Raw genomic sequence first — 14,637 nt, forward strand, 5'->3', positions numbered from 1 at the left:
CGACCGTGTCTGACAGTGCTACTTCTCCGGATCTCGTCGTCGTCGGTTCGGGCTTCTTCGGCCTGACCATCGCCGAGAGGTGCGCGGCCGAGCTCGACCTCAAGGTGCTCGTGATCGAGCGCCGCCCGCACCTGGGCGGCAACGCCTACAGCGAATTCGACCCCGAGACCGGCATCGAGGTGCACAAGTACGGCACCCACCTCTTCCACACCAGCAACGAGAAGGTGTGGGACTACGTCAACCGCTTCACGACGTTCACCAACTACCAGCACCGGGTCTTCGGCAAGTACCAGGGCCAGGTCTACTCCCTGCCGATGAACCTGGCGCTGATCAACCAGTTCTTCGGCAAGGCGCACACTCCCGACGAGGCCCGTGCGCTCATCGCCGAGCAGGCCAGCGAGATCGACACCTCGGCCGCCGGCAACCTGGAGGAGAAGGCGATCTCGCTGATCGGTCGGCCCCTCTACGAGGCCTTCATCAAGGGCTACACCGCCAAGCAGTGGCAGACCGACCCGAAGGAGCTGAGCGCTGAGATCATCACGCGCCTCCCGGTCCGCTACACGTTCGACAACCGCTACTTCAACGACAAGTACGAGGGCCTGCCGACCGACGGCTACACCGCGTGGCTGACCCGGATGGCGGACCACCCCAACATCGAGGTCCGGCTCGAGACCGACTTCCTCGACCCGGCCACCGGGGTCGCCGAGCAGTTCAAGGGCCGGGTTCCGGTCGTCTACACCGGCCCGGTCGACGAGTACTTCGACAGCGCCGAGGGCAGGCTCTCCTGGCGCACCGTCGACCTCGAGTCGGAGACTCTTGACGTGGACGACTACCAGGGCACCGGGGTGGTCAACGCGAACGACCCGGACGTGCCGTGGACGCGCGAGCTGGAGTTCAAGCACTTGCACCCGGAGCGCGCCGCGGCGTACAAGCGCAACCGCACGATCGTGGTGCGCGAGTACAGCCGCTTCGCCGAGGAGGGTGACGAGCCCTACTACCCGATCAACACCGCCGAGGACCGCGAGAAGCTGCTCAAGTACCGCGACCGGGCGACCAAGGAGCCGATGGTGCTCTTCGGTGGCCGCCTCGGCACCTACAAGTACCTGGACATGCACATGGCGATCGCCTCTGCACTGTCGATGTACGAGAACAAGCTCAAGCCGCACTTCGCCGAGGGGGCGGAGCTCAAGTCCGGGGGTGTGGACGCCTGATGACCGCTGTGACCAGCACAGACAACAACGCCGAGACCAGCGCGGGGGGCACCGTCCGCCGTCTGCTGCAGCGCCAGATCCTGCCGCTCGACCGCGACTTCGAGGTCTTCTCCCTCTACGTGGACCCGAGCGAGGCAGACCTCGACGAGGACAAGTACGTCGTCGGCGGGACGCGGGCTGCCAAGGAGCTGAACAACACCAAGATCCGGCAGGGGACCGGCGAGGGCCAGCAGATCCGGCCCGATCAGATCCTCGACCGCACCAGCCTGCAGCTCGACGCCGGGCAGCGGCTCAGCTTCGGTGCCTACTTCAACGCCTTCCCGGCCTCCTACTGGCGTCGCTGGACGATCGTCGACCGGGTCACCCTGACCGTCACCGTGCAGGGCGCGGGCGCGACGGTGATCGTGAACAAGTCGCTGGCCAATGGGAACAGCCAGCGCGTCGACTCCGCCGTCACCGACGGTGAGGGCGCCAACACGCTCACCTTCGAGTTGAGCCTGGCGCCGTTCATCGACGGCGGTTGGTACTGGTACGACGTCGTCGCCGGCGAGCACCCGGTCGTGGTGAGCGCCGAGTGGCACGCCGAGGTGCCCGAGGAGCGCGCCGCGCACGGCACCGTCGACGTCGCGATCACCACCATGAACCGCCCGGAGTTCTGTGCCAAGCTCCTGCAGCAGTTCGGCGAGCCGGACCTGGCCGAGTACCTCGACACCGTCTTCGTGATGGAGCAGGGCACCAAGCTGGTCTCCGAGAGTGAAGAGTTCCCGGCCGCCGAGAAGGCACTGGGGGACAAGCTGCAGATCGTGGTGCAGGGCAACCTGGGCGGCTCGGGCGGCTACGCCCGTGGCCAGTTCGAGTCCGTCCGCAAGGGCACCGCCACCTACGCGCTGATGATGGACGACGACGTCGTCTGCGAGCCCGAGGGCCTCATCCGCCAGGTCACGTTCGGCGATCTCGCCAACCGTCCGACCATCGTCGGCGGCCACATGTTCAGCCTCTACTCACGCTCGCGGCTGCACAGCTTCGGCGAGATCGTGCAGCCGTGGCGGTTCTGGTGGAAGTCGCCCGAGGACACCTACAACCAGTGGGACTTCGCCACCCGCAACATCCGCTCGGCACGCTGGCTGCACAAGCGCGTCGACGTCGACTTCAACGGCTGGTACTCCTGCCTGATCCCGCGTGTGGTGATCGAGGAGATCGGCCTGAGCCTGCCTCTGTTCATCAAGTGGGACGACGCCGAGTACGGCCTGCGTGCGCGCGCACACGGCTTCCCGACCGTCACCCTGCCGGGCGCGGCGGTCTGGCACGTGCCGTGGACCGACAAGAACGACGCGCTGGACTGGCAGGCCTACTTCCACCTGCGCAACCGGCTGGTCGCCGCGCTGCTGCACTCCCCGTATCCGCGGGGCGGTCGGCTGCTGCGGGAGAGCCTCAACAACCAGATCGCGCACCTGGTGGCGATGCAGTACTCGACCGCACAGCTGCGCATCGAGGCGATGGAGGACATCCTGCAGGGCCCCGAGGCGCTGCACGCGATGCTGCAGACACGCCTGGGGGAGATCAACGCCGTACGCCGGGAGTTCAGCGACGCCCGTCTGGTCGCGGACACCGACGACCTGCCGCCTGTCCGCGTGCAGAAGCCGTCGAAGAAGGATCTCGCCGAGGTGCCCTCGCGCAGGGCGCAGCTGATCACCGCGGGCCTGGCGCCGCTGCGGCAGCTGCGTCGGCCGCGCGAGCTGTCCCGCAGCAATCCCGAGGTGACGGTGCCGGCGCTGGACGCGAAGTGGTACCGGCTCGCCTCGTTCGACTCTGCGGTCGTCTCGATGAACGACGGCACCGCGGCGGCGCTCTACCGGCGTGATCCGCAGCAGTACCGTGAGCTGCTCAAGCGCTCGGTCGAGCTGCACGCCCGCTTCCTGCGGGAGTGGCCACAACTTGCCGAGCGCTATCGCTCGGCCCTCGGTGAGATCACCTCGCCGCAGGCATGGGAGGAGACGTTCAAGCCATGGAAGGGGACCGCCGATGAGTGACGTCACCACAGCGTCGCTGCCGCCGCTGGTCGCACCGTCGTCGACGATGGGCCTGCTGTCGGTCTTCAAGCGCAGCTATCTGTTGCGCCTGCTGGTGCAGCGTGAGATCGCCGCCCGGTACGAGCAGTCGTTCCTGGGCTTCCTGTGGTCCTACATCAACCCGCTGACCCAGTTCTTCATCTACTGGTACATCATGGGCGTCGTCATGGGGGCTCACAACACCATCGACAACTACCCCGTGCACGTCTTCAGCGGCCTGGTGGTGGTCCACTTCTTCACCGAGACCTTCGGGGCCGGCACGCGCTCGATCGTGCGCAACAAGTCGCTGGTGCAGAAGATGCCGCTGCCGGCGGAGATGTTCCCCGTCGCGGCGATGCTGGTCTCCCTGTGGCACGTGCTGCCGCAGATGGCGATCCTGCTGATCGTCTGCATCCTCTCGGGCTGGCACCCGGATCTCGGCACCCTGATCGGCGGCACCCTCGCGTTCGCCATCCTGATGGTGCTGGGCACGGCGCTGGCCTTGATCTTCAGCGTGGCCAACGTGTTCTGGCGGGACTTCGGCTCGTTGGTCGGCATCCTGACCAACTTCGTCCGCTTCGGCTGCACCATGATCTACAGCTACGACATGCTTGCCCAGCACGCTGGCAGCCTCAAGTGGCTGGTCCTCGGCAACCCGATCGCGGTGGCCTGTCTGCTGTTCCAGCGAGCGTTCTGGGCGCTGTCGACCACCGACCCCGCTACGACGCTGAAGACCCAATTCCCGCCGCACCTGTACCACCAGGGTGTCATCGCGCTGGGGGCGTCGATCGTGGTGTTGCTGATCGCGCAGTGGTTCTTCACCAAGTTCGAGGCACGGATCCCGGAGCAGATCTGATGGCAGAAGCGATCATCGCCGAGCACGTCACGAAAGACTTCGTGCTCCGGCGCCACAAGACCTTCAAGCAGATGAGCGTCGCCAAGATGCGCGGGCAGAAGACCGTCGACCGCTTCAACGCGGTCGATGACGTCTCCTTCACCATCCAGCAGGGCGAGTCCGTCGGCCTGATGGGACTCAACGGCTCCGGGAAGTCGACGCTTCTCAAGGTCGTCAGTGGCGTGATGAAGCCCAACAAGGGGACGATGGTGACGCGCGGGCGCATCGCGGGCCTCATCGCGACAGGCGCCGGATTCCAGTCGCAGCTCTCCGGGCTGGAGAACATCTACCTCAACGCTGCGATCTACGGTCTCAACGAGAAGGAGACCAAGAAGGTCCTCGAGGAGATCATCGACTTCGCCGACATCGGGCAGTTCATCGACCAGCCTGTCGGTACCTACTCCTCGGGCATGACCTCGCGGCTCGGGTTCTCGATCGCCGTTCACGTGGACTGCGACATCTTCTTGGCCGACGAGATCCTCGCCGTCGGCGACAAGCCGTTCAAGCGCAAGTGCATGAACAAGATGGACGAGATCCGTGCGAGCGGCAAGACGATGGTCTACGTCAGTCACGCCGCTGCGTCGGTGCAGCGGATGTGCGATCGCGTCATCTGCCTCGAGCGCGGCCGGGTGATCTTCGACGGCGACGTCGACGAGGGCATCCGCGTCCTGCACTACGACGATGACGAGGATGGCGACGAGCTCGCCCTCAGCGACGCCGAGATGGGTGCCGACGTCTGAGGCCTTCCGGCCGACCCTGGAGGCCGTCAGCGCCCGCTGTACGCCCGAACTGCCCGCTTCCCGCCAGGGGAGCGGGCAGTGGCCATTTCCCCGTCGACCGGCGGGCAAAGAGAATTACAGCCTTGTAATTTTACTTTAATCTCGGATTCATCGGCGTGTCGAGTAGAAATTACAATGATGTAGTTACTCGCGAGACCTTCCCAAGGTGCTGTGACGGGTGTGAAAGTTGAGCCCTCGTGTGAACTTCCCCCACACCTGGAGCAATGGAATGCACCCCGGAAAAACTCGCTATGTCGCCACCTGCCAGCAGCTGCTCGCACTCGGTGTCGTCGTCGCCGCCCTCGTCCCCGCCGCCACCATCGTCACCCTCGACGTCGTCCGTGAGACGCCGTCCGGGACCGCCTCCCCAGGCCGAAGCGCTGGCACCACCGTTCCCGCGATCGCGCCGAGCCCGAGCGGGGCTCTGGCGGCGTACACCAAGGCGGCGCTGACGCCGTCCGTGGTCGCTACGGGCTCGGCGGACGCCTCCGTGGACGAGGTGCAGCTCACCGCTGCCGCAGGTCCCACGATCGGGCGCCGTGCGATCGGCAAGGCAACAGGCGCCGCCACCGCCAATGCCCGCCTCGCCACCAGGGCGAAGCGCACCACGATCACCAGTACGCCGCAACGGGTCACCGGGTTCGGCACGGTCGGTGTGACCTGGGAGCACGGCGACAACCTGAAGCCGAGCCAGATCCGGGTGCAGCTGCGCACCGAGAAGTCGGGCGCCTGGACCGGCTGGACCAAGGTCGACTACGACATCGACGGCCCGGACGCAGGCACGGCCGAGGGCAAGCGCTCACGTCCCGGCACGATGGAGGCCCTGGTCGGCCACGTCGACCGGGTGCAGGTCCGGATGGGGGTCACGGGGGCGAAGGTGCCGCCGGATCTCAAGCTCGCGGTGATCGCACCGGGACAGACGCCGACCGCCTCGGAGCGGCCGGCTCTCGACACGGCCACGATGGGCTCCGCCGGCAGTGCCGGCACCGCCGCTGCTGGCAACACCGCAGCTGCGGGCACGAGTACGGCCGCGCCGGCGGCCGGTGCCGACAGTGCCGGCGCCGCTGACGGCGTCGACGTGACCTCCGACGCGGCCGCGGGTCCGGCTGAGTCGTCCGACATCGCTGCCGCCGACCAGGCGGTTCTGGCGGCGGCGGCGTACACGCCCAAGCCGCAGATCTACAGCCGCGCCCAATGGGGAGCGGACGAGAAGATCCGCGAGCAGACCGCGCCGACGTACGCGGAGGTCCATGGCGGGTTCGTGCACCACACCGTCAACGCCAACGACTACACCGCCGCCGAGGTGCCCGGCATCATCCGCAGCATCTACGCCTACCACGTGCGCAGCCGCGGCTGGCGCGACATCGGCTACAACTTCCTGATCGACAAGTTCGGCCGGATCTGGGAGGGCCGCTACGGCGGCGTCGACCGGCCCGTGGTCGGAGCGCACACCGAGAACTACAACAACTACGGCTTCGGCGTCTCGGCCATCGGCAACTTCGAGATCGCCAAGCCCACCTCGGCGCTGATCCAGGCAGAGGGAGCTCTCTTCGCCTGGAAGCTGTCCCTGCACGGGGTCTCGGCCGCCGCGACCAACGTCGCGATCGGCCCGAGGACCTTCGCCTCCTCGATCATGGGGCACCGCGACACCAAGTCGACCGCGTGCCCGGGCAAGTACCTCTACGCCAAGATCCCCGAGATCCGTACGCTGGCCGCCTCCTTGCAGGTCGGCTGGTCGGGCCGCACCCTCGAATCGAGCTTCGTCGGCTCCGCGGATCCCGACATCGTGGTCCGGGACGCGACCACCAAGGAGGCCTACGTCGTGCCGACGGTCTCGGCGGCCTCCCGGACAGTGCCGGTCGCGGTGAGCGGCGCCGGGTCCTTCACCTCGCCCGATCTCACGGGTGACCGTCGAGCCGACCTGGTCAAGGTGTCGACGGCGGGAGTGGTGAAGGTGCGGCCGGGCGATGGCGCCGGCCACTACGGCAAAGCGGTGAGCAAGGACACGAAGCTGTTCGTGGGCCGCGCGATGATCACCGCCGTCGGTGACATCAACGGCGACGGCCGCAACGACCTGGTCGCGAAGATCACCAAGGCCGGGAAGAACCAGGGCAGGATGAGCGCCTACCTCGGACGCGGGAACGGCACGTTCGTCCGCAAGGCTCTGTCCGCCGTCGACCTCAGGAGCGTCACCGGCCTCGCCGGTCCGGGCGACGTCACCGGCGACGGCCATCCAGATCTGCTGGCCCGCAGGACCGACGGCTCGATCGTCACGCTGCCGGGCACAGGGACGGGCACGTTCGGTGTGCCGCGTACAACGTCCTCCGGCACCGGTCTCGGCGCCCCGATCGACACCGGTCTGAAGCTGCCCAACGCGACTCAGCTGCTCGATGCCGGTGACTGGAACCGCGACGGTCATTCGGACCTGATCACGCGCAACACCGACGGCAACCTCTACCTCTACCTGGGCAACGGCCAGGGCCGGTTCGCCAAGCCCACCGTGCTCGCCGGCGGCTTCGGTGCGGTCACCCTGCTCAGCGCGGCCGGCGACATCACCGGGGACGGCTGGCCGGACCTGCAGGGTCAGGTGAACGGCGCGATGCGGATCTGGCCGGGCAAGGGCGCCGGCGGCCTGGGGGCGTCGTACGTCTCGCACAGTGCGATCTCGGCCAAGAAGCAGGTCGCGGTCGGCCGCTGGACCAGCGACGGCGCTCCGGACGCGCTGTTCGTCAAGGCCAAGAAGACACTGCTCTACCCGGGCAACGGACCCGGCGGCCTGACCAACCCGATCACGGTGGGGGGCAGCCTGGCGGCCTACAGCTGGGTGATCGGCGTCGGCAACGTGCACGGCACGGGCACGTCCGCCCTGATCGTGCGCAACAGCGCCGGCGCGCTCTACCAGATCGCGCCGACCGCGACCGGAACGCTCGGAGCCCCCCAGCTGCTGGGCACCGGCTTCAGTCGCTACGACCTGGCCGACTAGGAGGAGAAGAGGCTCAGTCCTGGGACGATCCGCGCGGGATGCGTTGATCCCGACGAGGACCCGTGACCCGCTCGGCGACAGCGATCGCCTCGAGTCGGTCGGGGTCGGCGTGGACGACCAGGACGAGTGAGCCGCCGTTCGCGAGCGGCTCGCAGAAGGAGGCGGTTCCCGGTGGGGAAGCCGGGTCCGTCTCCGAGATGAGGCGGTCGCCGCTGGAGAGGGAAGCTCCGGCGGCGGCCGCCCACAGCTGTGCCTGGCTGGTCACCTCGCCGTTCCACTCCGTCGCCGCGTCCTCGGGAGTCGGCGGGTCCCAGGGCTCCCAGCCGTCGGGCTGACCCCACACCTCGATCCCCACGTCGTGTACGTCGGCAGGCAGCGGCTCGGCGAACCGCACCCCCAGCGGCAGCAGAGCGCAGGCCAGTGTCGGGCGGGTGCTCGCGGTCTGTGCCCAGATCCCCAGCGAGCCGGGTCCGCAGACCACCGCGTCGGCGTCCTCGGCGTCGGTGACGACCAGACCGGCGTTCCACGCGGCACCCAGGAAGACCACCGAGAGCCAGTGCGCCGGAAGGTCGATGTGCAGCCGTTGGCCGCGCTCGAGCCCGTGCTCCTCGACCAGGAGGCCGGAGACCTTGGCCACCCAATTGGCATAGGTGGTCACCGAGAGCTCCACCCGCTCGCCGGTCGCCTCGTCGTAGAACGTCACCAGCGGACGGCCGGGGTTGGAGCGCAGCTGGCGGGCCAGGACATCAGAGAACGTCGTCACACGCCCATCCTGCCCTGTTGGTCGGCGCGGCACTGGTTAGGCTGCGCCCTATGGCTGGACGGCTCTCGATCGACAACTTCTGGGCGGTCATCCCCGCCGGCGGCGCTGGTACTCGGCTGTGGCCGCTCTCGCGGGAGGCGGCGCCGAAGTTCCTGCGCGACCTCACCGGCAGCGGCCGGTCGTTGCTGCAGGAGACCTATGACCGGCTGCAGGTGCTGACGCAGGACCGGTTCCTGGTCGTCACCGGAGCGGTGCACCAGGAGGCGGTGCTCGAGCAGCTGCCGCAGCTCGAGGGCTGCGTCCTCGCCGAGCCGACGCCGCGCGACTCGATGGCCGCGATCGGCCTGGCCGCCGCCGTACTCGAGCTGCGGGACCCGGACGCGGTGATGGGCTCCTTCGCCGCCGACCACGTCATCACGCGTGCCAAGAAGTTCACCGAGGCGGTCCGGACCGCGGTCGCGGTCGCGCGCGACGGCTGGCTGGTCACGCTCGGCATCACGCCGACGTTCCCGAGCACGGCGTACGGCTACGTGCACGGCGTCGGCGAGCTGCCCGGACATCCGGCTGCCCGGTTGGTCGACAGCTTCGTGGAGAAGCCCTCGGAGGCTGTCGCCCAGTCCTACCTGGCCGACGGCGGCTACCGCTGGAACGCAGGCATGTTCGTGGTCCGCCCGACCGTCCTGCTCGACCTGCTGGCGACGTGGGACCCCGAGTTCGCCGCCACCCTTCGCGAGATCGCGGCGCTGGGCCCGACCAGCGGGGCCGAGCGGATGAAGGAGCTCTGGAGCCGGCTGCCCAAGATCGCCGTCGACAATGCCGTCGCCGAGCCCGCCGCGTCGGCCGGCAAGGTCGCGGTGGTGCCGGCGGAGTTCGGCTGGGACGACGTCGGTGACTTCGACTCGTTGGCGACCCTGCTGGACGCAGCGATGACCGTCGACTCCGAGGGGCCCACCGTGCTGGGGGACAGCGCACTGGTGCGTTCGATCGACGCCTCGGGACTGGTGGTGCCCTCCAGCGGCCGCACCATCGCGGTGGTCGGTCTGGAGGACATCGTCGTGGTCGACACCCCCGACGCGGTCCTGGTCACCACCAGGGCGCGTGCCCAGCAGGTGAAGCAGATCGTGGCCAGCCTCAAGGCGGAGAACCTCGACACACTGACCTGAGCGTCCGCTCCGGTCCGGGGCGGCCGAGGGCTGGACATCGCTCGAACAAGTGTTCGATCATGGTCGGGTGATCCTGCACGCCGACCTGGACTCGTTCTACGCCTCGGTCGAGCAGCGCGACGATCCGACGCTGCGCGGCCGACCGGTGGCGGTCGGCGGCGGGATCGTGCTCGCCGCCAGCTACGAAGCCAAGGCGTACGGCGTCAGCACGCCGATGGCCGGCGCCGAGGCACGACGGCTGTGCCCGGGGCTGATCACGGTGCGGCCGCGCTTCTCGGCGTACGTCGAGGCCAGCCGGCGGGTGTTCGACATCTTCCGCGACACGACGCCGCTGGTGGAGGGGCTCTCCATCGACGAGGCCTTCCTCGACGTCGGGGGCCTGCGCCGGCTGGTGGGCGAGCCGGCGGCGATCGCGGAATCGCTGCGCCGTCGCGTGCGCGTCGAGGTCGGCCTGCCGATCTCGGTCGGCGTCGCCCGCACGAAGTATCTGGCGAAGGTCGCCAGCGCGGTCAGCAAGCCGGACGGTCTGCTGCTGGTCGACCCCGAGCGGGAGGAGGAGTTCCTCCACCCGCTGCCGGTCGAGCGACTCTGGGGCGTCGGCAAGGTGACGGCCGCGAAGCTGCATGCCGACGGCATCCGCACCGTCGGTGACCTCGCGCGCCGTGAGGAGGAGGTGCTCGGTGGCCTGGTCGGCAGGGCATCCGGGAGGCACCTGTGGGCGCTGGCCCACCTGCGCGACCCGCGGCCGGTGGAGGTCGGTAAGCGGCGCGGCTCGGTCGGCGCCCAGCGCGCACTCGGCCGTCGGCACTGCACACCCGCGGAGCTCGATGCGCACGTCGTCGCGCTGATCGACCGGGTCGCCCGCCGGCTGAGGGCGGGGGAGCGGATCGGCCGGACCCTGACGCTACGACTGCGCTTCGACGATTACACCCGGGCGACCCGCTCCGCGACGATCGGCGCCACCGGCGAGGCCACCGGGGCGACCGAGGTCTGGGTCGCCACCGCGCGGAGGCTGTTGCGCGGTGCGCTGCCGCTCCTCGCCGAGCGAGGCTGCACGCTGGTCGGCGTCAGCATCTCCGGTCTCGCCGACTCGCACACCGAGCAGCTCGAGCTGCCGTTGGAATGGCCCGGTCCCGAGGGCGTGATCCGCCGCGGGAGCATCCTCGATGGGGCGCTGGATGCGGTGAAGGACAAGTACGGAACCGGGGCGATCACCCGTGCGGTGCTGCTCGGCGCCGAGCCGGGGATCGAGATGCCGACGCTGCCTGACCCTGGCCGTGGCTGAGCGCAAATGTCGTACGCCCTGACCGCTGGAGCGGTCAGGGCGTACGACGATCCGCGCTCGGTCACATGGCGCCCGGCTCCGGGCTGTCGGTGTAGGGGTAGGTCGTCATGAACGTCTTCAGCGCCGCGCCCGAGACGTCGGAGCAGTACTGGAACGCGCCGACCTGCTTGGTGGTGTCGGTCTCGCCGTTGCCGCCCGCCGACCAGTGCGTGAAAGCGACGTGGGTGCCCTTCGGGAAGCTCTTGCCGATCGACTTGGCGTCCGCGGGCAGCCACGGCACCGCGATGAACTTGTAGCGGAAGTTGGTGTCGCCGGGGAACTTCGCGCCGATCGCGCGGATCTCGTTGATCTGCGCGGCCGAGACGGTGTCGTCGTACCAGAGGATCGTGTAGCCGTGCTCGAGGTTGTGCACCAGCGCCTCGAGCGCGGGGCGGTCGCCGCGGGTGTAGAACTTGCGGCTCATCGCGACCGGAGCCACGCCCTGCTCGTTCCAGTGCGGACCGAAGGCCGGCGGCGCGGTGGTGTAGGTGACCAGCTGACCGGTCGGCACGTGCTGCTGGTTGCCATCCGCCTTCAGCGTGGTGACCTTCTGGCAGACCGCGGCAGGCTTGCCGATGCTGGCCAGCGAGATCGAGTTGAACTTCCGGGTGTCCCACCAGTCCTTCACGGGCTGGTAGGCCGCCAGGACCACGATCAGCAGTGCCACGAAGACGCATACGCCGACGATGGCGAAACCGCGGGACCGGTCGGCGCCGCGCTGCTGTTTGCGGATCGAGTCGACGACCGCGCGACGGTCGGACTTGGACGGCTTGGCCACGGGTACCTCAGGGGTTCGAGTCGGTCAGGTCGCGCAGAGTCTACGGAGTCGCCGGGCGCAGGTGTACAACACCGGCGTTCTTGGTCGCCGCCGCGGTGGCCTGCGCTGTCTCCAGGCTCCATCCGAAGGCGAACCCGAGCGCCCTCAGCGCGGTCAGCTGCGCCTCGTCGGCACCGGTCACTGCCAGCCCTGCCCCGTCCGGTACGGCGTCCAGCGCGGTCGCCTGCGCGATCGCCGCGGCCAGCTCCTCAGCGGAGGCGGGGGCGCCGAACGGCGTCCGGTCGGCCGCATCGCCGGTGAGTGCACGCAGCACCGCCTCGCGAGCGCCGTACCCGAAGAAGTCGCTGCCCTCCGCGCGGATCAGCGCGCCCGCTCCGGGACCGTCCTGCCCGGCCGGCAGGACCAGGTCGGCCCGGCCGCGGACGATCGCGAACGGCCGCCCGCCGAGCTTGCCGGTGGCGAGCTCGGCCAGGCCGGCGATCTCGTCGGCCACCGCCGGGGCGGTGACCACCAGTGCGTTGCCGTACTCGTCGACCTGTCCGGTGAAGTCCTCGGCGACGACCAATCCGGCGGCGCCGATCGCGATGTCGGTCTGTCCCTCGCGCCAGGCCCGGCCGGCGGTGTCGGTGACGATCACGCCCACGTTGACGCCGGCCCGCTCGGCGATGGCTGCCCGCAGGACGCCGGCCGATCCGTCCGGGTCCAGCGGCAGCAGCACCACCTGGCCCGGCGCGACGTTGGAGGCATCGATGCCGGCGGCGGCCATGGTCAGCCCCAGCCGGTTGCGCACGATCATGGTGGGGCCGCGGCGCGCGACGACGCGGCGGGTCTCGCCGGGGAGCTCGGCCTCGCGGGTGGAGGTACGGACCTGACCCTCTGCCTTGGCCACCACCTTGCTCGTGACGGCGACGATGTCGCCGTCCGCGAGGCGGGCACCGCCGGGCTCGCGTTCCAGCAGGGGCAGCAGCAGTGCGGCGAGGTCGTCGCCGGCGACGACCTCGCCGACTCCGTCCGGCGCCCAGACGACGAGGGTCGGCGTGCCGTTCATCCGATCCGTACTCATCCGACCAGGGAGATCGCGGCCGTCGCCATCGCGGCGGTCTGCTCGGAGGAGTGCATCCACAGCGGCGCGGCGGCGGCCCGCAGGCCGGCCTGCTCCAGCCGCGGCAGTGCCTTCGCGTCGACGATGTCGACCAGCCAGCCGTCGATCACGCCGCCTGCCGTGCGGGCACCGTAGTGCAGCCCGACGCCGGCCGCGCTCACCTCGGCGCCGACGGCGGCGAGCATCTGCTCGGCCATGCCGCGGACGTGGCTGCCGCCGATGATGGGGGAGACGCCCACGACCGGGGCCGACGTGGCCCGGAGCACCTCGCGCAGCCCGGGTACGCCGAGGATGGTGCCGACGGAGACCACCGGGTTCGACGGCGGTACGACGACGAGGTCCGCGTTCGTGATCGCGTCCAGCACGCCAGGTCCGGGCGTTGCCGCGTCCAGGCCGACGAAGACGAGCTGCTCGGCAGGTACGGCGGCGTGCAGCCGCACCCAGTACTCCTGGAAGTGCACCACCCGCCGGCCGGAGGGCGAGTCGGGGTCGGCGATCGCCACGTGCGTCTCGACCCGGTCGTCGGTCATCGGCAGCAGCCGGACGCCCTCGCCGTACTTGGGTCGGAGCCAGCGCTCGCACAGGGCGTCGGTCACCTGGGAGAGTGCGAAGCCCGCCTCCAGCATCTGGGTACGCACCAGGTGGGTCGCGATGTCGCGGTCGCCGAGCCCGAACCAGGTGTTGGGCGCGCCATAGGCCTCGAGGTCCTCCTTGACGCTCCACGTCTCCTGGGTGCGGCCCCAGCCGCGATCGTGGTCTAGACCGCCCCCCAGGGTGTACATCACCGTGTCCAGGTCGGGGCAGACCTTGAGACCGTGGATCCAGAGGTCGTCGGCGGTATTGGCGACGACGGTGACTGTCGCGTCGGCCGCGACGCCGGGCAGCGTGCCGGCAGCGATGCCGTGCAGCAGCCCATCGATGAACTTCGCTCCGCCGTGTCCGCCGGAGAGGACGGTGATGTGACGCATGGCGACAGCCTCTCAGACCACTGGATGTGACTGGTGTGACGGGTGGTGCTATAGCAGAGGTCGGGCTTGACTTCGGGTTACGACAGGCATGTAATTTCACTCGTGTCATTCCGTTGGAGCTGAATCACTCAAGCGTCCAGCCGACACGCCGAAACTGTGAACAAGGTTGCGCAACGGCGGACCGCTTGGGCGGCGCGTCGAGTATGACGAACATCGAAGGTCACTGCTAAGAGTCGGGAAGGGCTGAGATCGATGAGGGAACTCTTTCTCCTCGAGTCGAACGCCGACGACGGGGGCTGGCAGGAGCGTGCGCTCTGCGCTCAGACTGACCCGGAGGCGTTCTTCCCTGAGAAGGGTGGATCGACCCGGGAGGCCAAGAAGGTCTGCCAGACCTGCGAGGTGCGAGACGATTGTCTGGAGTCGGCGCTGATGAACGATGAGCGCTTCGGCATCTGGGGTGGGCTCTCCGAGAGGGAGCGCCGCAAGCTCAAGAAGCGAGCGGTCTGAGCCGGCCCTGGGCCGGCTCAGCACCGTGACAGATGTAGCAGGACCCCGGCACGTCCGGGGTCTGCTGCATTTCGACGGCTCGGGAAGGCGGTGAGCGCGCTGCGCGCGCTGACTCC

The 14,637-nt window shown here is 69.1% G+C and carries 12 protein-coding genes; 8 read left to right on the top strand and 4 right to left on the bottom strand.

The features are described from left to right. Nucleotides 1-5: 5 nt before the first annotated feature. From glf to H036_RS0110890, 5 genes are all read left to right on the top strand, one after another. Entirely contained in the window at nucleotides 6-1,211 is a 1,206-nt protein-coding gene (gene glf / locus H036_RS0110870; RefSeq protein WP_017934816.1) for a UDP-galactopyranose mutase, read from the top strand. Continuing rightward, on the top strand, nucleotides 1,211-3,241 hold the full coding sequence (locus H036_RS0110875) for a glycosyltransferase (protein WP_017934817.1): 2,031 nt from the start codon (nucleotides 1,211-1,213) through the stop codon (nucleotides 3,239-3,241). The genes glf and H036_RS0110875 overlap by 1 nt, the downstream gene beginning before the upstream one ends. Continuing rightward, nucleotides 3,234-4,115, top strand: a complete 882-nt coding sequence (locus H036_RS0110880) for an ABC transporter permease (RefSeq protein ID WP_017934818.1) — start codon at nucleotides 3,234-3,236, stop codon at nucleotides 4,113-4,115. The genes H036_RS0110875 and H036_RS0110880 overlap by 8 nt, the downstream gene beginning before the upstream one ends. Then, nucleotides 4,115-4,894, top strand: coding sequence for an ABC transporter ATP-binding protein (locus H036_RS22555; RefSeq protein ID WP_017934819.1), 780 nt, complete (start codon nucleotides 4,115-4,117; stop codon nucleotides 4,892-4,894). The genes H036_RS0110880 and H036_RS22555 overlap by 1 nt, the downstream gene beginning before the upstream one ends. A 226-nt stretch (nucleotides 4,895-5,120) precedes the next feature. Beyond that, nucleotides 5,121-7,916: an FG-GAP-like repeat-containing protein gene (locus tag H036_RS0110890; RefSeq protein ID WP_157417264.1), complete on the top strand. Its 2,796-nt coding sequence runs from the start codon at nucleotides 5,121-5,123 to the stop codon at nucleotides 7,914-7,916. Nucleotides 7,917-7,929: 13 nt separating this feature from the next. On the opposite strand, the gene H036_RS0110895 is transcribed toward H036_RS0110890, so the two are convergent. Then, nucleotides 7,930-8,679 (bottom strand): TIGR03089 family protein, encoded by a 750-nt coding sequence (locus tag H036_RS0110895; protein WP_017934821.1) that lies wholly within the window; start codon nucleotides 8,677-8,679, stop codon nucleotides 7,930-7,932. A 50-nt stretch (nucleotides 8,680-8,729) separates the two neighbouring features. Between H036_RS0110895 and H036_RS0110900 the strand changes: the two genes are divergently transcribed. After that, on the top strand, nucleotides 8,730-9,842 hold the full coding sequence (locus H036_RS0110900) for a mannose-1-phosphate guanylyltransferase (RefSeq protein ID WP_017934822.1): 1,113 nt from the start codon (nucleotides 8,730-8,732) through the stop codon (nucleotides 9,840-9,842). Nucleotides 9,843-9,909: 67 nt separating this feature from the next. After that, nucleotides 9,910-11,127 carry a DNA polymerase IV gene (gene dinB / locus H036_RS0110905; RefSeq protein ID WP_017934823.1) on the top strand — a complete coding sequence of 406 codons (1,218 nt, stop codon included), beginning with the start codon at nucleotides 9,910-9,912 and terminating at the stop codon, nucleotides 11,125-11,127. Nucleotides 11,128-11,188: 61 nt separating this feature from the next. Here dinB and H036_RS0110910 read toward each other — a convergent pair whose 3' ends face one another. The 3 genes from H036_RS0110910 to cofD are packed head-to-tail and all read right to left on the bottom strand — an operon-like array spanning nucleotide 11,189 to nucleotide 14,014. Then, on the bottom strand, nucleotides 11,189-11,944 hold the full coding sequence (locus H036_RS0110910) for a DUF3105 domain-containing protein (RefSeq protein ID WP_017934824.1): 756 nt from the start codon (nucleotides 11,942-11,944) through the stop codon (nucleotides 11,189-11,191). 40 nt (nucleotides 11,945-11,984) lie between these two features. Further along, entirely contained in the window at nucleotides 11,985-13,007 is a 1,023-nt protein-coding gene (locus H036_RS22560) for a coenzyme F420-0:L-glutamate ligase (RefSeq protein ID WP_232421847.1), read from the bottom strand. Next, nucleotides 13,004-14,014, bottom strand: a complete 1,011-nt coding sequence (gene cofD / locus H036_RS22565; protein ID WP_036488085.1) for a 2-phospho-L-lactate transferase — start codon at nucleotides 14,012-14,014, stop codon at nucleotides 13,004-13,006. The genes H036_RS22560 and cofD overlap by 4 nt, the downstream gene beginning before the upstream one ends. Nucleotides 14,015-14,266: 252 nt before the next feature. On the opposite strand from cofD, the gene H036_RS0110930 reads away from it, so the two are divergent. Next, entirely contained in the window at nucleotides 14,267-14,521 is a 255-nt protein-coding gene (locus tag H036_RS0110930) for a WhiB family transcriptional regulator (RefSeq protein ID WP_017934826.1), read from the top strand. Nucleotides 14,522-14,637 lie beyond the last annotated feature (116 nt).

It is taken from the genome of Nocardioides sp. Iso805N (assembly GCF_000364605.1).
Taxonomy (GTDB): domain Bacteria; phylum Actinomycetota; class Actinomycetes; order Propionibacteriales; family Nocardioidaceae; genus Nocardioides.

Excerpts from the sequence above, each read along its gene's own strand:
- H036_RS0110875 (WP_017934817.1), top strand. The coding sequence starts at position 1,211 with ATGACCGCTGTGACCAGCACAGACAACAACGCCGAGACCAGCGCGGGG.
- H036_RS0110880 (WP_017934818.1), top strand. The coding sequence starts at position 3,234 with ATGAGTGACGTCACCACAGCGTCGCTGCCGCCGCTGGTCGCACCGTCG.
- H036_RS22555 (WP_017934819.1), top strand. The coding sequence starts at position 4,115 with ATGGCAGAAGCGATCATCGCCGAGCACGTCACGAAAGACTTCGTGCTC.
- H036_RS0110900 (WP_017934822.1), top strand. The coding sequence starts at position 8,730 with ATGGCTGGACGGCTCTCGATCGACAACTTCTGGGCGGTCATCCCCGCC.
- H036_RS22560 (WP_232421847.1), bottom strand. The coding sequence starts at position 13,007 with ATGAGTACGGATCGGATGAACGGCACGCCGACCCTCGTCGTCTGGGCG.
- cofD (WP_036488085.1), bottom strand. The coding sequence starts at position 14,014 with ATGCGTCACATCACCGTCCTCTCCGGCGGACACGGCGGAGCGAAGTTC.
- H036_RS0110930 (WP_017934826.1), top strand. The coding sequence starts at position 14,267 with ATGAGGGAACTCTTTCTCCTCGAGTCGAACGCCGACGACGGGGGCTGG.